The following is a 26,458-nucleotide window of genomic DNA, read 5'->3' as shown; positions in this document are numbered from 1 at the left end:
AAATCACCATTAATGCAAAGACTATTTATTACCTTTTTTATAGCCTATTGCTTGCTTTTACAAATAAATGCACAGCACTATCTGCCCAATGTAACATCATTCACTAAGGATGATTATGGGGCCGGTCGTCAAAACTGGGACATTGATATCGATGATAAAGGCGTTGTTTACTTCGCCAATTCAGCTGGCTTACTTTGCAATATATATGGTGAGTGGAAACATGTTAAGACAGAGGAAGGTCTTTATCTAAGAGCTGTTCTTGCCGAAAATGATACAGTATGGTGTGGTGGAGCGGAGATAGGTTTTTTTGTAAAGCATAACGGACAACTTCAATATAAAAACCTATATAATCTGGAAGGAGAGCAGGTATGGAATATCGCATCAACAGCCACAGACATTGTTTTTCAAACAGAGTATAGTATTGGATTTTATAATAAACTCACAAAACAATTCACATTAAATAAAATGTCCGAAGCATTCTGGACAATGTGCATTTGGAATGGTAAGTTATGGCTTTCAGACAGAGATGGTTACTTTGGGTATTTATCCAACAGGGAATTTAAAAAAGTGGCTTATTTCGAGAAAAATGCAAAGCAGGAAGTACGGAAGATGTTTGTGCATAATGACTTATTGTACCTGGTTTTCTTCGAAGGAGGTGTTTTTCAATTTGATGGAAAAGAATTTAAGCCCGTTTTAATTCCTGAATCATTAAGAGAAAATACCTTGTTTACAGGATTGTCATATGACAATGAGAATATTTGCCTTGGAACTGTATCTGCCGGTTTTATTCAATGCGACAATAATGGCGATCAAAAAACGATAGTTAATTCGGGTCACGGCCTTATCGATAATACAGTGCTGTCAATGGCTACTGATAAAATGGGGAATGTGTGGCTTGGATTGGATTATGGTGTTGCAAAGGTGGAACTGCAAAGCGCAGTGAATTATGTGTTTAAAGGTGCTGCCACCTTTACTAAGAAGGTTTACAAGGGTCAAACATATGTCGGCACTAATAAAGGTGTATATCGTCTTTCAGAACAAGGAGTGCCACAAACAATTGAAAACATTGAAGGTCAGGTATGGAAACTTCGAGCAATAAACGATGAGTTGTACATTTGCCATAACAGGGGCTTATATAAATTAAAAGATGATAAGGCTGAACCAGCGTTTATGATTGGTGGTTTTCTTGATATTGTTCACTTTAAAGGCACTGATCATTACATCCTTTCCACCTACTATGGTCTTGTTTTGGCCCGTCATGATGGCAAACGTTTTCACTATGTCAAAAACCTGGAAATATGGGGGAATGAGAAGCTGGCATATGATGCGATAAACAATTGCATATGGGCAGAAATTAAGAACGAGAAAATGTATCGATTATCATTGGATGAGAACTTAAAGGTGATAAAGGAGGAATTCAATGACATTAAACATTTATACGATACCAGTAATGGTTTGTTTTTCGATGATGGAAACCAGATAATGGCCTATAAAAACAAGCGGTTTGAAGTAACTCATGAGCCTTTATTGGATCAAATAGCATGCAAAGGATTAACAGCTCTTGATTATAGCGAAGATGGTCGCTCGGTTGCCTATATCTGTGATGATGAGATTAAACTCAAAATGCTTTTGTCTGATGGTAATATTCATTCATATGATGCCATACTCAAGTCCTTGTCAAATGATATTGTGGAGTACCATCAATTCATTGAAGTTGATAAACAAGAATTAGTGCTGGCCACCGATCGTGGTCTTGTTGTTTTTGATCTGAATTTTAGCTCTACTTTCAATAAAAGCAGTCAACCTGTTATTTCATCGGTGAATGTATTAAATGAAAAAGCAGGTAAAAAGTATTATCCCTATAATGAGGAAAGAGTATATCTGGGAAAGGGCAATAAAAGTATTGAGTTTCGATTTGGAATTAATAAATCAAACTATGATGAAGTTGAGTACAGATACAGATTATTACCTGTTGGAGAGTGGAGTGAATGGAGTGTGTCCGATGAGGCTATTTTTTCAAACCTTAAAGGAGGTAAATATACCTTATCGATCCAATCCCGTTTAAATGGAGGTAATCCTGTTGATGCTGAACTTGCGTTTAAAATAGATAAACTCTGGTACCAGACATTCTGGGTGATACTACCAATCATTGGAGGATTTTTATTGATTCTATCGGTTGTTGTTTTGATCATGACAGCCATAAATAAGGGAAAGCTTAACAGGCAGAAGCAGGACATGTTGTCGGCACAGGCGAGTGAAACCTTACAGATGAAAAATGAGCAACTGCTCCAATATACCGAGATCATTAGTCACAAGAATGAATTCCTGAATAAATTAAAAGACGGATTGGAGTCCATGCGGAATCAGGATGCTCAGCGATTCGTGAACATGATCAGTGATGAAGTCAACAATGAGAAGAAGGAGTTCTTATTTCATAAGCTTTTTTCTGAGGTTCAGCAAGACTTTATAAATCGCCTTACTGATGTCTATCCAACACTTACTTCGAATGATGTCAGGACGCTTTCGTTCATCAGGATTAACCTTGACAAGAAAGAAATTGCCAACCTGATGAATATTACTCCAAGAAGTTTGGATACCAACCGTTATCGTCTTCGTAAAAAATTAGATCTGGACCAGCAGACCGACCTTGATCAGTTTATTCGTAATTTCTAAATTTAGTTTGTTTTTATAATATTCAGATATACAGAACCTTCGCATATCTTGTTGTATGATTTTTGACAGCTTTCTTTTGAATGTTGAGAGTTAGTCAACAGGCTTTTTTTTGATGTCCTGTCTGAAAGTAATAACGTTGATTTAGTTTTTAAAATGGCTGCTTCCATGTTCATGGAGCCGCTATTCCTTAAATCATTTAAACTAAATTAATATGAAAAAAATTACTTTTTTATTGACGTTACTATTAACGTTTTCATTCACATTTGCACAAAACGTTGCGCTTAACAAAACGGGTACAGCTTCAACGGCTAGTCAGCCTGCCAATAATGCCTTTGATGGCGATGGGACCTCACGCTGGGAGTCAGCATTTGAGGATCCTCAGTGGATCTATGTTGATTTGACCGGAGTATACAGTATAACCGGCGTGAAACTGAATTGGGAAGGAGCATTTGCAAGTGCCTATACAGTAGATGTATCAAGTGATGCCGTTAATTGGACAACTGTGTTTACGGAGTCAGCAGGAGATGGTGGTGTTGATGATATTACATTTGCTTCTGTGAGCGCTCGCTATGTTAGAATGCATGGTACAACAAGAGGAACTGGTTACGGATATAGCTTATGGGAGTTTGAAGTGTATGGAACGCTTGATGAAACTTCAGTGGCTACCTTAAGTGACTTGCAGGTAGATGGCAGCACTGTTGAAGGTTTTCAGCCGGGTATATTGGATTATAATATTGCATTACCAGACGGTACAGTTACTGTACCAACAGTTACAGCAACAACCACAAAAGCAGCTGCAGGTGCAGTTGTCAATGCTGCCGGGGCGTTGCCGGGTACAACAACAGTAGTCGTGACCGCAGAAGACGGTGTAACGACTGTGACCTATAATGTCAATTTTACTATACAGGCTCCTGCAGCACCTGTCCCCGGACATGATGCAGTTGATGTACTTTCGGTATACAGTGATTCATACACGAGTATTGCTACTAATTTAAATCCATGGTGGAATCAATCCACAGTAGTTACCGAAGTGCAATTGGATGGTAATAATACACTTAAGTATGAAAACCTGAACTATCAGGGTATGGATTACACCTCTTCTGATGTTACAGCCATGGAATATCTGCACATCAATTATTATACAACAGATGCCACTGCACTGGTGTTTTCATTGATCGGTGGTGGTCAGGAAAATGCTTATAACGTAGCAACAGATGGTAGCGGAATTGTAACAGGGCAATGGGTAAGCCTTGATATTCCTCTCACTCACTATACATCACCTGATTTAAGTATGGTTTCTCAGTTTAAAACAGAAGGTAACGGTACGGTATATATCGATAACCTGTTTTTCTGGAGAGAACCGCAGGCAGCCGGAACAGATGCTTCATTAAGTGAAATAACAATTGATGGAGAGGTGATTGACGGATTTAATAGTTTAAAAACTGCCTATAATGTTGATTTGGTTTATGGTACTACTACTGTTCCTGTTGTTGATGCTACAACCTCTAATGCTGCAGCTACATATGATGTAACTCCGGCAAGTGGAATACCAGGAACAACCTCAATTGAAGTAACTGCGGCCGATGGAACAACAAAACAAACGTATACTATCAGCTTTGAGGCTTCAATACCGGGTGATGCAGCACCAGCACCTTCATTAGCAGAAGCCAATGTGATTTCGGTATACAGTGATGCTTATGCTACAAATATTGCCATAGATCTTAATCCGGGCTGGGGACAGTCTACTGTTTATGAAGAGATGCAACTTGATGGTAACAATACACTTAAATATGGTCAGTTAGATTACCAGGGTACAGTATATGCAAACACTGATGTATCGGCTATGGAATATTTGCACTTCGATTATTGGACCAGCAATGCGACTGCTTTGGAACTTTATCTGATCGCAGGCGGTGAAAATTCATACAATGTTGATACCGAATTAGGTATTACAACAGGTCAATGGGTGAGTGTGGATATTCCTTTAAGTTATTACGCAGACGCAGGTAGAGATTTAACAGCGGCTCATCAGTTTAAGGTAACCGGAAATGGAACTGTTTATTTTGATAACTTATATTTTTGGAAATCAACTGCAACTAATATTGAAACTAAGGTAGATGCTGATTTTTCGGTATATCCAAACCCTGTGGTTGATATTGTCAATATCAACTCTCCTAAAACCATCGAATCTGTGCAGGTATACAACCTGAGTGGCAATTGTGTGCACAGTGAGATATTAAGCACCAACAATGCCTCAATAGACATTAGCTTGTTAAATAAAGGGGTTTATATTATGAAAGTAATGGTTGACGGAACTGCAGGAACAACAAAGCTTATTAAAAAATAGGAGAATTCTTTAATAGCTAAATATTGCCGGGCATTGCTATGTCCGGCATTTTTTATGCTTTAATTTTTTGCCTGATCTTATGGATCGGTATCCGCCAATCACTATTCGTTACCATAGTACCTGTGCGTTATTTTATGGATGATTACCCAATAGGCTCATGCGTAAAGTTAATGCTTTGCTTCCCGCGTATTTTACACGAATTTTATTCACCATTTAAATCATCCTTTGTGGTGGTTTTTATCCCTGATGAAGCCTCAAAATAGTCTAACTTTTAATGGATTTATTTGGTTTTGTAAAGGGCAGTGAATCAATCTTGTAGCATAGCGTGTTGTAGCGTTGTCTACCTGTTATTTGGGTATGTTGAGCGTAAGTCTACCTCGAACATTTGGGTATTGGATCGGACGATAATATTCTTGCAATCCAATCAGATTTCTGATGGGGATAAAGAGTTCGATAACCAAGTAGAAAGAATCTAATGAAACGCATTTTTAGTTTGTTAATAGCAGCTATAGTATCGCTTAGTCTGTATGCGCAGGAACAATGGACCATTAGTGGAACATTAACCGGTAAGTCAGATGGATTGCCGATTGCCGGAGCTGCTATTATTGTAAAAGGAACCGCACAGGGAACCATCACTGATTTTGATGGAAATTTCAATCTAACAGTTGAACCTCAGAGCACAATCGCCATTTCTATGATTGGCTTTAAAGCTCTTGAGAGAAAAATAACCAGTAATAATATGGTTTTGAACCTTCAGCTGGAGGAGGATAATATATTAATTGACGAAATAGTTGCTGTTGGATATGGTACCATGCGAAAGAGTGATCTTACTGGAGCAGTGGCTTCAGTAAAGGCTGATGATCTGCAAAAGACACCTGCTGCCGGTTTAGACCAGGCCTTACAGGGAAAAGTTGCAGGAGTGACTGTTAACGCCAATAGTGGTCAACCGGGTGAAGCCGCAGTCGTTCGTATTCGCGGTATCGGAACAGTTAATAATAGTGCACCGATCTATGTGGTGGATGGAATGATCGTACAAGATATCTCTTTCCTGAGTCCCAATGATATTGAATCAACAGAAGTTTTAAAAGATGCTTCATCAACAGCTATTTATGGATCAAGAGGCGCCAATGGGGTTATACTTATCACAACCAAGAAGGGTAAGAAAGGTATGACCAACGTCACTTTAAACTCTTATGTAGGTGTGCAGAACCGCTGGAATAAGTTGGATTTAATGCAACGTGATGAGTTTGCCGAAACGTTGATGCGCATTAATCCAAAAGCATCTTCAATTGCCTTGTACCAGCAAGAAGGCTTCAATGCCTGGATGAAGCTGAATGTGGGAGACTCTCCTTACTTTCCCTTGCTAAAAACAGATGCAAATCCCTATGGAATGGATTATGCTTCGGTGGAGACCGACTGGCAGGATGAGGTATTTCAGGAGAATGCTGTTATACAAGACCATTACTTATCCATCAGTGGAGGAAGTGAGAACAGCACATATGTCATGAGTGCCAGTTATTTTAATCAGGATGGTACTATAAAGGGCTCTAACTTTGAGCGCTTAACATTACGAATTAATAGTTCTTTACAGGTTAACAAGTGGCTGAAAGTCGGACAAAACCTTGCTTTTGTAAATGCTACAGGGCGAAATGCAATGCATAACAGCTCTAGTCCGGGAGCATCTATTCTATCAGGTGCTATTGCAATGGCGCCGTGGGACCCGACACATTACCCCGAAGGCTCGATCAATAAGCTTGGTCAGAACTTAGGGGGACAGATTTCAGCAGCGTCTAATTTCAAGAATGTGACTAACCCGTTCTCAATGGTAACACATAATCACCCCGAGAGTATTACTGAACGTTGGGTGGGTGATATGTATGTTGAGTTAACTCCGATCAAGAATCTTAAATGGCGCTCAGCCATCAGTATGGATCTGGCCAATAATCGTTACCGTGGCTTCGGTGATGAATATCAGTATTCCGATTACGATAAGCGAAACAAGAACTTTCTGTCAAGTAATATGCAGCATTATCGTACTTTGATTATTGAGAATATTGCCAACTATAATTTAGATATTAATCGTCACAGTATCTCATTGATGGCTGGTCAAACAACAGAACAATGGGAAAACTACGGTATGGGAGGAGCAGGTGCATCAATCCTTAACCCTGTTGAATCGAACTGGTACCTGTCTAAAACAACAGAAGATAAAACCGAATCAAGTGATAATGTAGGACGTACGCGTATGTTCTCATTACTTGGACGTCTGCATTATTCTTTCAATAAACGTTACCTGCTTACTTTGAATTTCAGGGCCGATGGTTCAAGTAAGTTTCCTGAAAATGTTTGGGGCTACTTTCCTTCAATGGCAGTTGCGTGGCGTTTGAGTGAAGAGAACTGGATGCAGCAATTTGAGTCTCTGGATTATTTAAAAGTACGATTTGGTTGGGGGCAAATAGGTAACGATAAAATTGCATCCAACAGCTTTGCTACAACCATGTTTGAATCAAATAATGTATTTACAGGATACCCATTTGGATATTCACAAACACTTGCTAATGGAGCGGCGGTTCTAACTTATGCAAACAAAGGCGGAAAATGGGAAACAACCGAGCAGTTGAGTGCGGGGATCGATTTTGCCTTCGGTAACGGATTTATCAATGGTAGTCTGGATGGATTTATCCGTGATACCAAGGAGATGTTGTTAGGAGTGAAAGCGCCTGCACAGGTTGGTAACCGTTTCGATCCATTAGCAAATGTAGGTACAGTAAGGAATCAGGGTATTGAGTTATCTCTTGGACATCAAAGAAAAGCCGGTAATCTGTTTTATTCAATAAGTGGTAACGTATCATTCATTGAAAATGAGTTGACAGCATTGAATGGTGGTAGTCCTGTATATGGAGACCGCACATTGAGCGATGAAGGTTTAGCTCTCTATACACTATGGGGGTATCAGTTCGAAGGTGTATATAAGTCTGATCAGGAAGCTTTGGATCACCTTTGGTCATACAGTCCTGAAGAAATTGGTGTTCATGCAGGAGATGCACGTTATAAAGACATCAGCGGACCAGAGGGAGTGCCTGACGGAAAAATAGATGATTTTGACAAAACAGATATCGGAAATCCTTTTCCATGGCTAACCTACGGTTTAAACCTGGAAGCTGAATATAAGGGATTTGACTTACAGGTGTTTTTTCAGGGTGTATATGGAAACGAAATATATAATGCAGTTCTCCATCGTACCGAAGGATCTGGTAATGAGTCAACATTAAGCACAACGATGCGCGATGTGTGGGTCGATTATTCAGACACAATGAAAGAAAGTATGGAAAGCTATGGCGTTGACTGGACACAGCTTATAAACCCCGATGGGAGCATTCCAAGCCCGGTTGGTAATCCAATGAACCGTGAAACATCTGACCGTTTAGTAGAAAGTGGTGCTTATCTGAGATTAAAAAACCTTCAGTTAGGTTATACCATTCCAAAGCGAATAACTGAAAAGGCGAATATCTCACGTTGCAGGTTGTATGTGAGTGGAAGTAACATATTCACCATAACAGATTACTCTGGCTATGATCCGGAAGTAGGAAGTGGAATTGACTATGGAAACTACCCACAGGCCAGAACATTCACTGTTGGTGTTAACCTCGACTTCTAAACGATTTTCAGACAGTTATTCATTATCCGATTAAAAATATAAACAATGAAACAAACATATATATATACGCTTGCTTTAGCTCTGCTGGCGATCCTGTTCAGTTCATGTGAATCATGGCTCACAGAGCCATCTCCGGCTGTTACGGAATTGGAAGATTATTTCATCTCAGGCGAGTCAGGTATCTATACAACCAACGCGGCCTATGTGCCATTATCATGGGAGTATAACTATACCTACTACAGTAATTTCTTTATCGGAGATATCATGTCAGATGATGCCTTAAAAGGAGGTCAGAACATCAGTGATATGGCAGATGCCTATGACATGGAAAACTTCAAAACGATAGCTAACAATGGATTATTACTGGATTATTACAGGGCACAGTACCAGGGTATCGGGCGCTGTAATCTGGGACTTAGAGAAATTCCGCTATTGGAAGTAGATTCTGCCATGAATGAAAGAATGCAGAAGCGTTTACTGGGTGAGTTAAAATTCTTAAGAGCAACCTACTATTTCAACCTGGTACGGGTATTCGGAGGGGTTCCAAAGGTTGATTATGTGATTGAATCAGCAAATGACTGGCAGCAACCACGTGCAAGTGCTGAAGAGGTTTATGGTTTGATAGTAAGTGATTTGGAAGAAGCGGAATCTTTGCTGTGGCACAAAAGTGAATATGCCGATGAGGAGCAGGGACGAGCAACCAAAGGCGCCGCACAGGCTATGTTATTAAAGGTTAGTTTGTACACGAAGGATTATGATAAAGCTGAAGCATGGGGTCGAAAAATAATTGGAGATGGTGAATATGGTTTATTAGGCAATTATGCCGATAATTTTACTTTGCCTGAAGAAAATGGATGGGAGTCAGTTTTTGAGGTCCAATATGCAGATGATCCGACAGGCGATTACGGTGGATCAAACGGAGAAGGCGGTAATGGCTTTACCCGCGGAACATTCTCTATTATTTTAACCCGCTCACGCTCTTCTTTATTAGGTGGTGGATGGGGATTTAACAAGCCAACTCAGAATTTATATGATGAATATGAAGCGAACGATCCACGACGCGATGCAACCATCCTGAATCCGACAGATGATCAAATCGAGAATCCTGAGCAGGAGATCTACCTGGGTTCAAGATATCTTAATCGTAAAGCAGGTTTTTACGACAGCGATGGTATGGCCATTGAAATATCACATCATGCACGTGGTCCATTGAACCGTAAGGATATCCGTTATTCAGATGTACTATTGATGTATGCTGAGGCTTGCTGTGAAAAAGGTAATCTGACAGATGCCAAAAATGCATTGGAAGAAGTAAGGTTACGCGCACGCCATGGTGATGCAGGTATTCTGCCCGAATTCCCGAACTATAATGGTTATACAGATACACAAGATGATTTAAGGAAAGCGATTCGTCATGAGCGCCGAGTAGAGCTAGGCATGGAAGGCCACCGCTGGTATGATCTGTGCCGATGGGGTATTGCCAAAGAAGTGATGGACGCCTACAAAGCTACTGAAACACCAGAAGCACAAAGCCACATGGCTGAGTTTATCGCCGGTAAACATGAGCTATTGCCTATACCAAGTAAAGAGATCGAATTAAATCCAATGGAGCAAAATCCATTCTATTAAGAATACATACAAATTAGTAATAATTAAAGTTTTATGACTATGAAAACAAATGCAATCAAATTTTTATTAGCAGGTTTTGTAGCCCTTTTTATGGCTAGCTGCGGAGGTAGTGATGATGATCCTAAGATTGAAGTGACAGGTATTGCCATCGATCAGAGTACCCTTGAGGTTGAGGTTGAACAAACAGCTAACCTGGTGGCTAGTTTACTACCGGCTGAAGCAGATGGTGCAATTACGTGGAGTTCGTCAGATCCAAGTGTAGCTGCTGTAAACGAAGGTGTTGTAACAGCACTAAGCGAAGGAGATGCTACAATTGTTGCGGCACACGGTGTTTTTACAGCAAGTTGTGCAGTAACTGTAACACCTAAACCAATTCCATTGCACGAAACACTTAAAGGTTCAAATTACACCATCGTACAACTTGATGAAACATCTTATACTGCAATCCAGGATAAAGTGATCAATGATGTACGTCCTGATGATGAGAATAAATTCCTTTACGTTTGGGACGGAACCTTTACCGGTGGAACATCTAACGGGCCTAACTTCTATGGTCATACAGAAGGTTGGGTGAGCCTGATCGTAGGTGGTGCCGGATGGTCAGGTGCCGGTTATTTCGTAGGTCCTGATTATGCACAGGTTGATTTGACTGATATGTATGCTAATCCTGATGATTATGTATTCCATATTGGAATGAAGAGTGCACAGGAAAGTAGTTCATACCTTCTTATTTTCAGCGATGGTACTGCAGAAGCTAAGATTTGCGTTGGATCTGAGGATTTCAATGATGGAGGAACGATTTTCGAAGCTTACAAAGATTTTACCCGTGATGGTGAGTGGAATTCCATTGAAATTCCAGCAAGTAAATTAAGAGAGCTGGGTGTATTCTACAACCAGACATTTAACGATACGAATGTGTTTGCTTTCCTTGCCGGTGGCGTACAGGGTACAACAATGGATTTTGATGCGGCTTTCTTTTATAAAAAGCCTGCTGCAACTGAATAAAGAAGAGGGGTAGAACCCGTCGTGTTTCAAAAGTAGTTACTGAAAGTTGCTGATGTATAATGGTTAAATGCTGTTGTTCTTTAGCTTCTTTCAGTGGCGACTTTACCAATTAATTACTCAAACAAAAATAACTACAATGCAACATTTGTCAGCTTTTATATTAGTGTTATCGCTATTGATATTATCCAGTGCATCTTGTTCTGAAGATAATGTAGATGAACTGAAAGAACTTGAATTGAGTCACAATGAGATGACTTTAGAGGTGGGCGAAAAATCAATTATACAGGTAACTCAGGCACCTTCTGTATCAGCACCGGTCATATGGTCTTCGAATGATGAAACTGTCATCGATGTATTTCACGGCAATGTGACGGCTTTAGCAAGCGGAACGGCAAATGTTACGGCAACAATGGGAGAGTATTCCGCTACTTGTGTGGTAACCGTACCAGAACGCAGTTACGAAATGGTTTGGGAAGAGAATTTTGACGGTAACTCCCTTAATCCTGATAACTGGACCTATGAGGTCAATGGCAGTGGGGGTGGAAACCAGGAGTTGCAATATTATACAGACCGCACAGATAACCTTAGGGTTGAAGATGGTTTATTAACCATTGAGGCCAGGAAAGAAGAGTACAGTGGAAAGCAGTATACATCGGCCCGCATTGTTAGTAAAAACAAAAAAGACTTTACCTATGGAAAAGTAGAGGTGCGCTTAAAAGTACCTAAAGGGCGCGGAACATGGCCGGCATTCTGGATGCTGGGTTATGGTGGATGGCCCCAGGCCGGTGAAATTGATATCATGGAGCACGTTGGATATGATCCGAATACATTTCACTGTGCTTTACATACAGCCAATAAAAATGGCATGAATGGTCAGAATATGCACGGAAGTCAAAGCCTGGATGAGCCTGCTGCCGATAACTGGCATATCATTACAATGGAGTGGGTCGAAAAAGAGTTTATGGGCTATGACCGTATTCACATTTATGTGGATGGAGTAAAAACAAAAACATTTGGCGAAACAGCCCAATTGCAGGATTCAGGCGACTGGCCGTTCAATGACCCATTCTACTTCATTATCAACCTGGCTATTGGTGGTACCTGGGGGGGGGCTCATGGAGTTGATGATAGCATGTTTGAAAATCCGGTGTTGTTTCAGGTGGATTACATTAAGGTTTATCAATTACAATAATATATAAAAATGAGAACTGTTGCTTTACTATTGTTTGTGGTGTCATTGCTGACTGCCTGTAAGTCTGATGACACCGATAAGTACGTCCCACGTGAACCGGTTTACCAGGGTAAAAGTGTAAAGCGTGGTGTCTCATTTTCTTTTCAGTTTGAAGAAGATGTATTGGCATTAAGTCCAGGTACTTCATGGTCTTATAATTGGGGACCATCTCAAAATATAAGCTACCAGGCGGTAATGACTGAACATGAAATAGACTTTTGTCCAATGGCCTGGAATGGCATTGATGAAGTTGTTTTAGCAGAATACCTGCAACGTAACCCGGCATGCGAATACCTGCTGGCATTTAATGAGCCAAACCTCACCGATCAGGCCAATATGACACCTTCTCAAGCAGCCGAGCGCTGGCCTGCTATAAAAGAAGTTGCTCAAAAATATAAGCTTAAAATTATTTCACCGGCAATGAATTACGGAACATTGTCGGGGTATCACGATCCAATTGTTTGGTTGGATGAGTTCTTTACATTGATACCCATAGAAGATATAGAAGGCATCGCTATTCATTGTTATATGCCGAGTGCTTCAGCTCTGAAATCTTATGTGGAGCGCTTTAAAAAATATGGTAAACCAATATGGCTTACCGAGTTTTGCGCCTGGGACGGACATGTAACACCCGATAGTCAACGAAAATATTTATCCGAGGCTTTTAACTACCTGGAGAATGACCCTGATATATTACGCTATGCCTGGTTTATACCACGATCAGGAGGCGGGCATGACAGATTTCCTTATATGTCACTCTTAAAAAATTCTTATCCGGTGGAGCTAACCGAGTTGGGTATGATCTATAATCAGATGTCTGCTTTCGATAAGAGTATATTCTATGTGGAACAACAACAAATTGAAGCTGAACACTACTCAGATATCTGTATTACTGAAAGTATTGGTAAGGCCGGATGGACAAACGGGCCGGCTTTACGATTAACGAGCGATGCTCCCAGCGAAACTCTGGAGCTATATAATTTCCTGAATGGTCAATGGGTTGACTATCAAATTCAGGTTGATAGAGACAAAACATATGAGCTTCATATTCGATATGCTACATTTATTGATACTGACCTGGAAATATATAGTGATGGTGAATTAAAGGGATCTGCCACTTTAATTAACACCTCCCAGGATTATGTATGGAATACTGCAATCATACCTGTTAAACTCAATAAAGGACAACAGACCCTCAGATTAAAAGTAGCTGACGGAAAAACGTGTATCAACTGGCTCAGATTTCTTTAGTTTTAAAATGACATATCTAAAATACCTAATAATGAAAACCTCCTGTATTTATATCGCATTGGTCGTAACGCTGCTTTCATCGTGTATTCATCCGAATGAAAAGGGCAGTACAGCTAAAGCCATTGTTTCACAGGCGAAGAGTCCTAAAAGGGGAGTATCATTTGGTTATCAGTTTGTAGATGATATTAACGTATTGAGCAAAGGCATTTCATGGTCCTATAACTGGGCTCCGGCACAAGATGAAATGTTTGATAAAGTGGCCAGGGAGAAAGCCGTTGATTTTTGTCCTATGGCCTGGAATGGAATTGATAAGGAGGTGCTGAGGGACTATGTAAAGCGCAATCCGGACTGCAGCTATTTACTGGCCATCAACGAACCTAACCTGGTCGATCAGGCCAACATGACGCCCCGGGAAGTAGCAGATAAATGGCCGGATATCAAATCAATAGCCAGTGAGCTTGGTCTGAAGGTCATTTCGCCGGCTATGAACTACGGGACATTAGAGGGGTATCATGACCCTGTCACCTGGCTCGACGAGTTTTTTACTTTAGTGCCAATTGATGAAGTGGATGCCATTTCAATTCATTGCTATATGTCACATCCTTCTGCAGTTAAGTGGTATATAGAGCGTTTTAAAAAATATAACAAACCAGTTTGGTTAACGGAGTTTTGTGCATGGGATGGTTTGAATGAAGAAACATATACAGCCGCAGACCAACAAATGTTTATGTCTGATGTCATTAACTACCTGGAGTGTGAACCATTAATTGAGCGTTACGCCTGGTTCTTGCCAAGAGGTGGAAAAAGTGAGAAAAGTTTTCCGTACATGTTTCTTCTTAAGAATTCCACTTCCGTTGAATTAACTGATCTGGGAAAGGTTTATACACAGTTGTCCACCATGGACAAGAATACCTATTACACACCACAGCAAAAAATAGAAGCAGAGCACTATAGCTCCATTTGCATTAGCGAGTGTATAGGTAATGAAGGGTGGATAGGCGGTCCTCGTGTTCGTGTTTGCACAGATGCTTCAGATGAATCTTTAGAACTTTTTGATTTTAAAGAAGAACATTGGGTGGAATATCAGATTGAGGCTCCCGAAGAAGGAGAATATGAATTTGATATTCGATATGCCAGTGAAAATGGCGCGCAAATAGACCTGAATATTGATGGCTTGCCAAATCATACTTTACTATTAAGTAATACGGGGGGAACGGAAGCCTGGCAAACGGTTCAGGCATCAATTAAGTTATTAAAAGGAAAGCAAACGATACGGATTAAACTCAATTCAGGTGTAATGATGTTAAACTGGTTTTCATTTAGTTAACATGACACAAGAATAGGAGATAAGAAGTTATAACACGATACATCAGGGAGTTTTCAAAGTTGAGATAGTCACTTTGTTAGTTTGATCTCCGCCATGTGAAAGCATTTGATTCAGTAAAATACAGCTAGTAAAAGTTAATAAATTCAAGAAAAAGATCATGAAAAAATTTTGTACGTTAATGCTGATACTGGCATTAAGTTCGGTATATCATCTTCATGCACAGGTGGTCAATGTTGGAAGTGGAAGCTATACCACTCAGCATCCCGGTGTTGATGAAGCCGGTCGTAATGGTTATCCGTCTGGTACACCACAGCTAAGTGGTAATGCCGTGGGTAAACCTGTGCCAACCAATGATTGGTGGTCAACGCTTGTAAAAGAAGATCATGCCAACAACCTGTTTAACTATCCAATGGGCTTCAGAACCCTTAATTCGGGCCTGCTTATCAGCTATATTCCATGGGGTGTTTTTGATGATCTGGAACCTATTATTGTTGGGGTAACAGACTTAAATGCAAGTAAAGCGACTGTTGCTGATCATAGTGATTGGACGGTAACAATGAACTGGACCAATGATACACATAACTTTGAAGCTACGGCCGGTATTGGGATGCCATTTGTTTATTTTAATAAAGCTGCTTCTGATATAGCACGTGTTACCGTTAACCATGGTACAGTGACTGTTTCGGGGGAAATGTTGTTAATTGAAGATGCCCACAGTAATGCAGATTTTATAGTCTATGCTCCGGCAGGAAGTGTCTGGGAAACAAATGGAAGTGACTATACTTCAAGCTTAAATGGGAAAAACTACTGGTCAATAGCCATGGCCCCGCAATCTGCAACGAATCTGTCAACTATTGCAAACGATTTTAAGAAATATGCTTACGTATTTCCGACTAATACCACCACATCATGGAGTTTTGATGAGACAAATTCTGTATTAAGAACAGATTTTGTTGTAGAAACAGACGTTAAAGAGGGAACAAATACAGATATGCTGATTGGCTTATTGCCGCATCAGTGGGCTAACCTGGCTTCTGACTCACCTCAGCCAGAGGAGGAATCTTACGCGTCTGTCAGAGGAGAATTAAAAATGTTAGCCGGTAACACCTTTAGTGTAGAGAATACCTTTCATGGTATTTTGCCAACACTACCTTATGTTACAAATTATAGTGACGGTTTTGATCTGGGCGCGTTAAGCGATAAGGTGCAGGCTTTGGAGAACGATGAATTAGCTACATGGACAGATTCTTATAACGAGGGCCAGGTGATGAACCGTTTGATCCAAACCGCTCGCATAGCCGATTTAATGGGAAACACCGCATCGCGTGATAAAATGATCGCGACTGTTAAAGAAAGGCTGGAGGATTGGTTAACATACGAATCAGGTGAGGTGGCTTTCTTATTTTATTACAATGATACATGGTCGGCTATGCTGGGGTATCCGGCAGGTCACGGACAGGATAGCAATATTAATGACCATCATTTTCATTGGGGATACTTTATTCATGCTGCTGCATTTATGGAGCAATATGAACCTGGCTGGGCAGCAGAATGGGGTGATATGATCAATATGCTTGTTCATGATGCTTCAACACCAAACAGGAACCACGATAAATATCCATTCCTAAGGAATTTCAGCCCATATGCCGGGCATTGCTGGGCCAATGGATTTGCAAGTTTTCCGCAAGGTAACGACCAGGAATCCACTTCTGAGAGTATGCAGTTCCATTCGTCATTGATACACTGGGGAACCATAACAGGAAATGATGAGATCAGAGATTTAGGAATTTATCTGTACACAACTGAGCAAACCGCAATTGAAGAGTACTGGTTTGATATGTATGAGCGAAACTTCAGAGCCGAACAACAGTATAGCCTGGTATCGCGGGTATGGGGTAACTCATACGATAATGGAACATTCTGGACTGCTGATATAGCAGCGTCGTACGGTATCGAAATGTATCCGATACACGGTGGATCCTTATACCTTGGGCATAACACCAATTACGTGCAGAAGCTTTGGACAGAGATCACCCAAAACACTGGAATTTTAGGGAATGAAGAAAATCCAAACTTATGGCACGATGTCATGTGGGAATACCTGGCTTTTATTGATCCGGCAGAAGCGATCCAAATGTATAACTCCTATCCCGACAGAAATTTAAAGTTTGGTATATCCGATGCCCAGACCTATTACTGGCTTCATGCTATGAATGCCCTTGGTACCGTTGAGACAACCATAACCGCAGATTATCCGATGGCTGTGGCATTCAATAAGAACGGTGAAATAACCTATGTGGCTCATAACTATTCAAATACGGATATCGCAGTTACATTCTCTGATGGATACGCATTTATGGTGCCTGCCAATACTATGGTAACCAGTAAAGATGTGGAGGTGGATGCAACGCTTACTTCCAGCTTTTCAAGTGCCTTTGTTAATGGAAGTGTTGACCTGACAGTGACTTTAGGTAGCGGCAGCACTACCAAGGTGGAGTTCTTAAGTGGAAGTACTTCGGTCGGCGAAGTAACAAGTGCACCCTATGAATTAAAAGTAAGTAACTTGTCTGCAGGAGTGCATAAGTTTTATGCGAAAGTTTATGATGGAGAAGTCTTTGGTGTTACCAATGTCGTGTCTGTAGTGGTAGGTCGGCAATTACCTTATACGGGAAGTCCTGTTGCCATACCAGGTGAAATAGAACCCGGCAAATACGATGTTTTTGAAGGTGGCCCGGGTCAGGGAATAGCTTATAATGATCTGTCAGCTAATAATGAAGGTGGATATCGGTCTGAAGAATATGTTGATGTTCTTGAGGTAAATGGAGAAGGAGCCACAGTAGGATGGATTTCAGGTGGTGAATGGATGGAATACACCATTGATGTTGCAGAGTCTGGTTTACATGATCTGTCATTTAGATATGCATGTGGAAATAATAATGGTGGTGGTCCCTTTTATCTGGAATTAGATGGTAAGAAGATCAGTGATGATATTTCAGTTGGAGCCACTCATGCTACCAATGGTTGGGACACTTGGGCATCAGCAACAGTGAATGATATACCCTTGACGAAAGGAGTGCATATACTACGAATAGCTTTTGATAGTGGAGAGTTGAACCTGGGTAAACTGACATTTACATACGCCTCAGCCTTGCCATATAACCAGCCGGTGGCAGTTGCAGGAGGGAACAAGAAAGTATTACTACCTGCTTCATCAGCAAGTCTCGATGCAAGTGGAAGTGAGAGTCCTGGCGCATTACCTTTAACTTACAAGTGGACGCAACTATACGGACCTTCGGTAATTACATTTAATGATGCAGCTGCTGTTCAACCAGTACTTTCTAATTTGGAAGAGGGCATATACGCTGTTGAACTGGAGGTCGATAATGGAACTTACAATGATAAGGATGAATTATTGGTAATTGTAAGTGCAACTGAAAATATTGAACCAATGGTGTCTGTTACTTCACCGGAAGAAGGTGACTTTTTTCTGGCTGGAGATCAGATCACTATTACTGCCAGTGCCAGTGATCTGGATGGTACGATTCAACAGGTTGAATTTTATCAGAATGGCAGCTTAATAGGTACTGATACATCTTCTCCCTATTCAATGTTATGGACAGGTGATGCCGGAGAATACGCGATCACTGCTAAAGCAAGCGATGATGGAGGAGCTGTTGTCACTTCTCAGGCGATCAATATTTCATTTTTAGAGGTGATGTCATGCAGTGAAACATCGACTGAAGCACAACAGGGAACCTTTGATCTGGGTTACGAAGCGACCTTTGAAACAGTTGGAACAGATGTACATGTGAACTTTGAACTATTCGATGAAAAATTAGGCTTAATAGCTTATTTATGGGTGCAGGAGCCATTCTCCGAGAAAAGTATGGACCATGTTGAAGGACAAAAATTCTCGACTGTTCTTTCAGGTCAAACACCCGGAGAAACGCTGAACCTGGCATGCAAATTTGCTTACGCCGGTGGAGCTTCAGTCACTAAATACTTGTCTTATATCGTTGGTAGTAGTTGTACTCCGGATTTTGAGGCACCAACTGATTTTACTGCTGAAGTTGGTACTATAACAGCAACCAGTGTGGAGCTATTATTAGGTGCTGTGGATAATTCAGGTGCTTTGGTTTATAACATCTCTTATGGTGGTATAACAAAGATAACAACAGCGGTATCAGGAGAAATAAAATCCTGTGTGGTGGCCGGCCTTAGCCCTAATACAACTTATTCATTCTCCGTTTCAGTGACCGATAACTCAGATAATCAGGCGGCAAATAATCCGATCGTTCTGGAAGCCAGCACAACAGAGAGTAATAATACCGATTGTTCAGGTCTTTCAGCTGAAGCGTCACAGGGAACTTTCTCAGTTGGTTATAACTATGGCTTTGAAACCTCTGGTACTGATGTGGATGTGACATTTGAGTTGCTCGACAACCAATTGGGTGTTGTGGCCTATCTCTGGAATATGACCTCTGGTTTTGAAGAATCACCAATGTCTGATAATAATGGTGTTTTCTCAATTCGCTTAACCGATCAGGTTCCGGGGACAGAGTTGCAGCTTGCATGCAAATTTGCCTATGCAGGCGGTTTGTCCGTAACAAAAACGTTCACTTATACTGTTGGTGACAATTGTACTTCAACGTCTATTGGTAATACTTTTGGAAATGGGCTCCGTTTTTATCCAAATCCTGTAACTGACTTATTAACAATTGAATTACCGGATGAGTTATGTGCTATTCGGGTTTATGATACAAGGGGGAATTTATTAGATAGCATAGAAAGTGCTTCATCACAAGTGCTTTACCAGATGAGTTCATACCCACAGGGCGTTTATGTGTTCGAAGTTATATCAAATAGTGACAAACAGGTTTTTAAAGTCATTAAGAGATAGTTTTTAAGCCATTAGATTTCATAATGAATGTGATTTAAATTCAAGCAGGACTGGTGATCTTTTTCATCAGTCCTTAACAATCTATGACAATGAAACACCTCATGAGAACTGTTTCTAATACGTAAGATACATTCATAGGGAGTACGGTAGCTATCGTACCCATCGATTGCATTGAAAGTTAAAATAATAATGAGATGAAAATTTCGATCAATATATTGGTTATACTTCTTCTTGGGCTGGTAAGTTTGCAGACAGTCAATGCCCAGGTTGGCCAGATCATTTGGGAAGATAACTTTAATACCCTGGATACGGACAGGTGGAATATCACCTCCGGAGATGGTTGCCCTGAGTTATGCGGATGGGGTAATGAAGAGTTGGAATATTATCATCCTGATAATGTAAAGATTGAAGAAATTCCCGGTGAACCAGGGAATTTTGCCCTTGTCCTGGAGGCACGCTCTGAAGTAATGGGCGATAAGTCATTTACCTCGGGAAAAGTAACTACAGAAAATAAGATTGCCGTTAAGTACGGAATGATCGAAGTCAGGATGAAAGCGCCTGATGTGGAAGTAGGCCTGTGGCCTGCCGTTTGGCTGCTGGGAACCAATCACAGTGCTGTTGGCTGGCCGCAATGTGGTGAGATCGACATAATGGAAATGGGGCAGAAGCAAGTGTTTTTATCCAATAAAGGCATTGGAGATGCGTCCCCTAATCAGGTGGCAGGATCAAATCTGCTGTTTTTTGATGATGAAGCTTGTACCAGCGAGAACGCTGATTGTGCTGCCAGTATTGCTTTTGATAATTATTACTGTACACCATACAAAGCGGGAGTGCCTTTAAACGAACGTTTTGTTATTTACCGCTTATACTGGGATGATCAGGAAATAAAATTCACGGTTGAGGACAATGGTGTAACCCATGAGATGTATGCAGGACCTTTCCCCATTGGTCATGCCGCACAAGAGTTCAAAAAGCCATTTTATCTGCTGATGAACCTGGCAGTGGGTGGTAATTTTACCGATGCTGAAAATGTCGGTCAGGTAACAGCGTCTCTGCCTGGTAAAATGTATATAGATTATATCCGCATCAGGAAATGGAACGGAAAGGGAGAAGTTACCGATACCAATGAACTGTTGGCCAATGCCGGAGGTGATATGAATGTGGCAGAAGGTGAAACGGTCACGCTTAATGCAGCGGGTAGTTATGGTAGTATCGCTTCCTATGTGTGGAGTATCGGTGAAACGGTTTTAAGCAATGAAGCCTACGCTGAAATTGAACTGCCTGTCGGAGTGCATAACATTAAATTGACTATCGCCGATGCAGGGGGAAACTCTGCATCGGATGAAATTGTTGTCCAGGTTGGTGATGAAAGTATCGGCGAGATTTTGTGGGAAGAAAACTTTGACTCTTTTAATTCAGATATCTGGAACGCAGTGACAGGTAACGGATGCCCTGAATTGTGTGGATGGGGTAATGAGGAATTACAATCCTATCAGCCAAATAATGTTTTAATTGAGGCAATAGAAGGTGAAGAGGGAAACAATGCTTTGGTACTGGAGGCAAGGCATGAAAATAATGGTGAAAATGAATTTACATCAGGAAAAGTAACAACCGAAGACAAACTGGCCATTAAATACGGCCTTATTGAGGTGAGAATGAAGGCACCCAATGTTGAAAACGGATTATGGCCCGCGGCCTGGCTTTTAGGCATTAATCATCGCGAAATAGGCTGGCCCTATTGTGGTGAGATGGACATGATGGAGATGGGGCACGCCGATAAAGAACGATTGAGGCAAGGCTATGGCGGTGTTTCCAGAAACAACTATGTTGGCGCAAACCTTATTTGGTATGAATCGGGAGCTTGTGCTGAAGATAACCCTACATGTGCTGCCAGTATTGCCTGGGATACTTTTTATGACAAACCCTATGTCGCTCCAACGGGTCTAAACAACCGGTATGTCATCTATCGAACCTATTGGGATGAAAATGAAATACGATTAACAGTAGAGGATGAAGGCGTTGAATATGATTTATATGAAGCGCCTTTTCCAATTACTGATGTTACGGATGCTTTTAGAAAGCCTTTTTATTTTATACTGAACCTGGCTGTTGGTGGTCAATTTACAGGTCTTTTGGAGCCCAATGATATTACAAGTCCGTTACCCAACAAGATGTATGTGGATTATGTCCGCGTACGCAAGTGGAAAGGGAGAGGCGAGGTTTCATACGTCGATGGTAATTCGCTGGCAAATGCTGGTGCTGATCAGGCTATTGTAGATAGCGATAAGGATGGCGTTGAGACAGTATCACTTAATGGAACCGGTAGCTACGGTGATATTGTCAGCTATGACTGGTCGGAAAATGGTGCGCAAATTGCCATTGGTGAAAATCCCACGATCGAACTTACAGCAGGAAATCACTTTCTAACATTGACAACCACCGATGCTAATGGATTTGTATCACAAGATGATGTAATGATCGATGTTCGTGAAATTATATGGGAAGATAATTTTAACAGCCTAAACACGGAGATATGGAATGTTGATACCGGAGATGGCTGTCCTGACCTATGTGGTTGGGGTAATGAAGAGCTTCAGTATTATCATGAAGATAACGTATACACTGAAGAGATTTCATCCGAACCGGGAAATCATGCCCTGGTTCTGGAAGCAAAAAAGCAAAGCATGGGATCCGGTGCATTCACTTCAGGTAAAGTAACGACTCAAAACAACATGAGCATCAGGCATGGACTTGTGGAAGTCAGAATGCAGGTGCCGGACCTGGAAACAGGTTTATGGCCGGCTGCCTGGATGCTTGGGATCAATCATGAAGAAGTTGGCTGGCCGCGCTGTGGAGAGATCGACATGATGGAAATGGGGCAGAGGGAGCAGTTCAGAATTGAAAAGGAAATCCTGGGTGCAACAGAAAACCAGGTTGTCGGCTCAAACCTGATATTTTATGATGATGAGGCATGTACCGGAGAAAATACCGATTGTGCTGCCAGTATCTCCTACGATAATTATTATTGTACACCTTACAAAGCATCAAACCCTTTAAATGATAGGTTTGTGATCTATCGTACCTACTGGGATGATATGAAAATTCGTTTTACCGTTGAAGATGCGGGAAAAGAATATGACCTCTACACCGCACCATTTCCTATAGGTTCTGAATCAGCTGAATTCAATAAACCCTTCTATTTTTTATTGAACCTTGCAGTAGGAGGTAACTTCACCGATGCTGCAACTGCCGGTGAAGTTACTGCGCCATTTCCTGCAAAATTGTTAATCGACTATGTAAGGGTAATGAAGTGGAATGGGAAAGGCGAAGTCGCCTTTTCAAGTGGATTAGTTGCCAGTGCAGGTACCGATATTATAGTCATTGATAAGGATGGCGATAAATCAGAAATTGTTAATCTTGATGGTACCGGAAGTTCTGATCAGAACGGTACAATTACATCTTATTTATGGAGCATAGACGGAAATGAAATTGCAAGTGGTGAAGCTCCATCTGTTAGTTTAGCAAGAGGTAGCTATGATGTGCTGTTAACAGTAAGTGATAATGATGGAAATACAGCAACTGATGTTGTGAAAGTTGTTGTTAGTGGAGGTGGTCTGGCGCCCACAGCCGATGCCGGGTCTGATATTATGGTTGAAGATGATAATGGGGATGATATCGCTTCAGTTACACTTGATGCTTCGTCAAGTTTTGATTCCAATGATGTTATCACGGCATATTCATGGCTTATAAGCGGTATTGAAATTGCAAGTGGTGTAAACCCCACCATTGAATTAAGTACAGGAATACATCATATCACCCTGATAGTGACCAATTCTGAAGACCTGAGTGATGAAGATGAGATAATTGTCACTGTTGTAGATCCGGATAATGTCGCACCTTTGGCAGATGCAGGCAGTGACCTTACTGTTAACGATGACGATGGTGATGATCTGGTGTCAATTACCCTGGATGCATCGGCAAGCAGTGATTCAGATGGAACTATTGATGTTTATTCATGGCAAAAAGATGGCCTTGAAATAGCTACAGGGCTGTCACCGACCATCGAGTTATCAACCGGCATTCATATCATCACACTTGTGGTAAGCGATAATGATGGAGTTAGTGCTGCCGATGAAACCACCATCATGATAGTTGATCCTGATAACATGGCTCCGTATGCCCATGCAGGTGATGATATACTGCTGATTGATGAAGATTTAGACGGGCTGGTTAACTACACCTTTGATGCCTCTTTATCCACAGATAGTGATGGAACAATTTCATCCTATTCATGGACTGAGCATGCCATGGTGATCTCAACAAGTGCTACTTTTTCGATGGACCTGTCTTTGGGACAGCATGCTATTACTTTAACAGTGACTGATGATGATGGTGTTTCATCAAATGATATGCTTAACATTGTGGTCAATCAATTACCTGTCGCCATTGCAGGTGAAGACCAAAGCCTTGTTGATTCTGATGAAAATGGCTATGAGTCCTTTTCACTCGATGCTTCAGGCAGCTACGATGCCAATGGCACAATAGAGAACTATACCTGGTTACTTGACGAAACGGTGATAGGTACCGGCCTTACTTGTGATCACAACTTTAACACCGGTACCAATGTAGTTACCCTGGAACTATACGATAACATGGGCTCCAAAGCATCTGATGAAATTGTTATCATTGTCGCAAGTCCAGGTAACCAGGCGCCTGTGGCTGATGCGGGCAGCGACATTGATCTGTATGATAATAATAATGATGGAGTAGAGATCTGTCATCTGGATGCTTCAGCAAGTACTGATGCTGAAAATGCCATATATAGCTATGACTGGTATGAAGACGGACTGGTGATAGCACATGGTTTGAATCCTGAAGTTACATTAGCTAAAGGCATTCATCAAATAGAGCTCGTGGTGACAGATAACCAGGGTGCAACAGCAAGTGATATGCTCGAAGTAAGCGTTCATTCGGTAGCATGTAATTTTGATGCATGTACGGGCGACTACACCGCGGAGGTTTTATCATCAGGTGCATCCAACACATCTGTTACATTCATTCCATCTGTTGAAGGCTATGGTGACGCAACATGTTTACTTTACTATGGCACTAACCCCAACGGGCTGGCAGGATATCACGTTAACCCACATGAGCCTTTCAAACTAAGCAATTTATCTGATGGACAGCTTATCTATTTCTACTACACATACAGTAGAACCGATGGTCCTGAAAACTCTACAAACGCATGTAAACACAGTTTCAATGTTGGCGATTGTGGTTCTGACAGTTATGTAGGTAATGATGCGCCTGTTGCTGTCGCAGGTGATGATAAGACACTTATTTTACCTGATAATGATATTGTTCTGGATGGTTCAGGAAGTTATGATCCGGATTCAGACCCTATAACATATGAATGGGAACAAGTGAGCGGACTTGTGATCAGTGTTTCAAACACAAGCTCTTCAGGTATCGCATTGACAGGTTTAGCAGAAGGTATGTATAAATTTAGACTCACGGTAACAGATGATAAAAATGCATCAGATAGTGATGAAGTAACAATAACTGTCATTGATAATTCGGGTAATGCTAACCTTGCTTTAAACAAGAGTACACATACAAGTAGCGATGAGCATGGAGGCACGATCGGCGGCATGGCTGTTGATGCAGATCAGTCAACACGTTGGGCCAGCCAATTTAGCGATCCCCAATGGATCTATGTTGATCTGGGAGCTGTTTATGACCTGAATAGAATTTCACTGACCTGGGAAGCTGCCTATGCTACAGCATACGAAATTCAGGTCTCTGATGATGCTGCCAATTGGACAAGCATTTACACTGAAGCTTCAGGTAATGGTGACCTTGATGATATTTCTGTGTCTGCCAGTGGAAGATATGTCAGAATGTATGGAACATCAAGAGCTACAGTATATGGTTATAGTTTATATGAGTTTGAGGTATATGGTACCCTTTCAACAAGTATAGGTGAAGAGGAGGCCATAACGTTCATGTGTCATCCAAATCCTGCAAAAACACATGTTATATTAACGCTTGACAATAATAGTGGAGTGGCGTACCTGCGCGATATAAGCGGAAATATATTGACAGAAATTGAAATCGTGGATTTTGAGCAAAAGATCGATATGACTGCCTGTCAGCCAGGACTATATTTCATTACTGTTCTTCAAAACAATAGTTCAGCAACAGTAAAGATCATTAAACAATAAAAACCAGGATTTGACATTAAATTTCGACCCCAGGTTAAAAGCCTGATCAATTTTGATTCACAAAAAAAGGATTCAACGAATAAAGGTTGAATCCTTTTTTTTTGCTCTGGTTGATAGCTGTTTTATTTCAAATAAGGCAAAAGATTTTGAAGGCTAATTGCGCCATGAAAGACGGTAAGAAATAAAAGATGTGAATGTTTAGCGTCAATGGGA

General features: G+C 41.1%; 10 protein-coding genes. All 10 read left to right on the top strand.

Features of this window, described 5'->3' with window-relative positions:
* Positions 1 to 12 precede the first annotated feature (12 nt).
* The 10 genes from ACRD69_RS10935 (at position 13) to ACRD69_RS10890 (ending at position 26,245) form a co-directional block, all read left to right on the top strand.
* Positions 13 to 2,673: a triple tyrosine motif-containing protein gene (locus ACRD69_RS10935; protein ID WP_430815122.1), complete on the top strand. Its 2,661-nt coding sequence runs from the start codon at positions 13 to 15 to the stop codon at positions 2,671 to 2,673.
* A 211-nt stretch (positions 2,674 to 2,884) separates the two neighbouring features.
* Positions 2,885 to 5,020: a discoidin domain-containing protein gene (locus ACRD69_RS10930; protein WP_430815121.1), complete on the top strand. Its 2,136-nt coding sequence runs from the start codon at positions 2,885 to 2,887 to the stop codon at positions 5,018 to 5,020.
* A 475-nt stretch (positions 5,021 to 5,495) separates the two neighbouring features.
* Positions 5,496 to 8,678, top strand: a complete 3,183-nt coding sequence (locus ACRD69_RS10925; RefSeq protein WP_430815120.1) for a SusC/RagA family TonB-linked outer membrane protein — start codon at positions 5,496 to 5,498, stop codon at positions 8,676 to 8,678.
* A gap of 45 nt (positions 8,679 to 8,723) precedes the next feature.
* Positions 8,724 to 10,307, top strand: coding sequence for a RagB/SusD family nutrient uptake outer membrane protein (locus tag ACRD69_RS10920; RefSeq protein ID WP_430815119.1), 1,584 nt, complete (start codon positions 8,724 to 8,726; stop codon positions 10,305 to 10,307).
* 39 nt (positions 10,308 to 10,346) lie between these two features.
* Positions 10,347 to 11,312: an Ig-like domain-containing protein gene (locus ACRD69_RS10915; protein ID WP_430815118.1), complete on the top strand. Its 966-nt coding sequence runs from the start codon at positions 10,347 to 10,349 to the stop codon at positions 11,310 to 11,312.
* 136 nt (positions 11,313 to 11,448) lie between these two features.
* Complete coding sequence (locus tag ACRD69_RS10910; protein WP_430815117.1) at positions 11,449 to 12,504, top strand: family 16 glycosylhydrolase; 1,056 nt, start codon at positions 11,449 to 11,451, stop codon at positions 12,502 to 12,504.
* Positions 12,505 to 12,513: 9 nt separating this feature from the next.
* Positions 12,514 to 13,794 (top strand): glycosyl hydrolase, encoded by a 1,281-nt coding sequence (locus ACRD69_RS10905; RefSeq protein ID WP_430815116.1) that lies wholly within the window; start codon positions 12,514 to 12,516, stop codon positions 13,792 to 13,794.
* Between the two features lie 31 nt (positions 13,795 to 13,825).
* The gene (locus tag ACRD69_RS10900) at positions 13,826 to 15,121 is read left to right on the top strand and encodes a cellulase family glycosylhydrolase (protein WP_430815115.1); all 1,296 of its coding nucleotides are present in this window, start codon (positions 13,826 to 13,828) and stop codon (positions 15,119 to 15,121) included.
* A gap of 157 nt (positions 15,122 to 15,278) precedes the next feature.
* Positions 15,279 to 20,021 (top strand): glycosyl hydrolase, encoded by a 4,743-nt coding sequence (locus ACRD69_RS10895; RefSeq protein ID WP_430815114.1) that lies wholly within the window; start codon positions 15,279 to 15,281, stop codon positions 20,019 to 20,021.
* Between the two features lie 194 nt (positions 20,022 to 20,215).
* Entirely contained in the window at positions 20,216 to 26,245 is a 6,030-nt protein-coding gene (locus ACRD69_RS10890) for a PKD domain-containing protein (protein ID WP_430815113.1), read from the top strand.
* The last annotated feature ends 213 nt before the right edge of the window (positions 26,246 to 26,458 follow it).

It is taken from the genome of Carboxylicivirga agarovorans (genome assembly GCF_050589845.1).
GTDB lineage: Bacteria > Bacteroidota > Bacteroidia > Bacteroidales > Marinilabiliaceae > Carboxylicivirga > Carboxylicivirga agarovorans.
The sequence above is the reverse complement of the archived record's forward strand: the minus strand, read 5'-3'. Positions and strand labels throughout refer to the sequence as shown.

What these genes read in the sequence shown, in the direction of transcription:
- ACRD69_RS10935 (WP_430815122.1), top strand. Translation starts at nt 13, where the DNA reads ATGCAAAGACTATTTATTACCTTTTTTATAGCCTATTGCTTGCTTTTA.
- ACRD69_RS10930 (WP_430815121.1), top strand. Translation starts at nt 2,885, where the DNA reads ATGAAAAAAATTACTTTTTTATTGACGTTACTATTAACGTTTTCATTC.
- ACRD69_RS10925 (WP_430815120.1), top strand. Translation starts at nt 5,496, where the DNA reads ATGAAACGCATTTTTAGTTTGTTAATAGCAGCTATAGTATCGCTTAGT.
- ACRD69_RS10920 (WP_430815119.1), top strand. Translation starts at nt 8,724, where the DNA reads ATGAAACAAACATATATATATACGCTTGCTTTAGCTCTGCTGGCGATC.
- ACRD69_RS10915 (WP_430815118.1), top strand. Translation starts at nt 10,347, where the DNA reads ATGAAAACAAATGCAATCAAATTTTTATTAGCAGGTTTTGTAGCCCTT.
- ACRD69_RS10910 (WP_430815117.1), top strand. Translation starts at nt 11,449, where the DNA reads ATGCAACATTTGTCAGCTTTTATATTAGTGTTATCGCTATTGATATTA.
- ACRD69_RS10905 (WP_430815116.1), top strand. Translation starts at nt 12,514, where the DNA reads ATGAGAACTGTTGCTTTACTATTGTTTGTGGTGTCATTGCTGACTGCC.
- ACRD69_RS10900 (WP_430815115.1), top strand. Translation starts at nt 13,826, where the DNA reads ATGAAAACCTCCTGTATTTATATCGCATTGGTCGTAACGCTGCTTTCA.
- ACRD69_RS10895 (WP_430815114.1), top strand. Translation starts at nt 15,279, where the DNA reads ATGAAAAAATTTTGTACGTTAATGCTGATACTGGCATTAAGTTCGGTA.
- ACRD69_RS10890 (WP_430815113.1), top strand. Translation starts at nt 20,216, where the DNA reads ATGAAAATTTCGATCAATATATTGGTTATACTTCTTCTTGGGCTGGTA.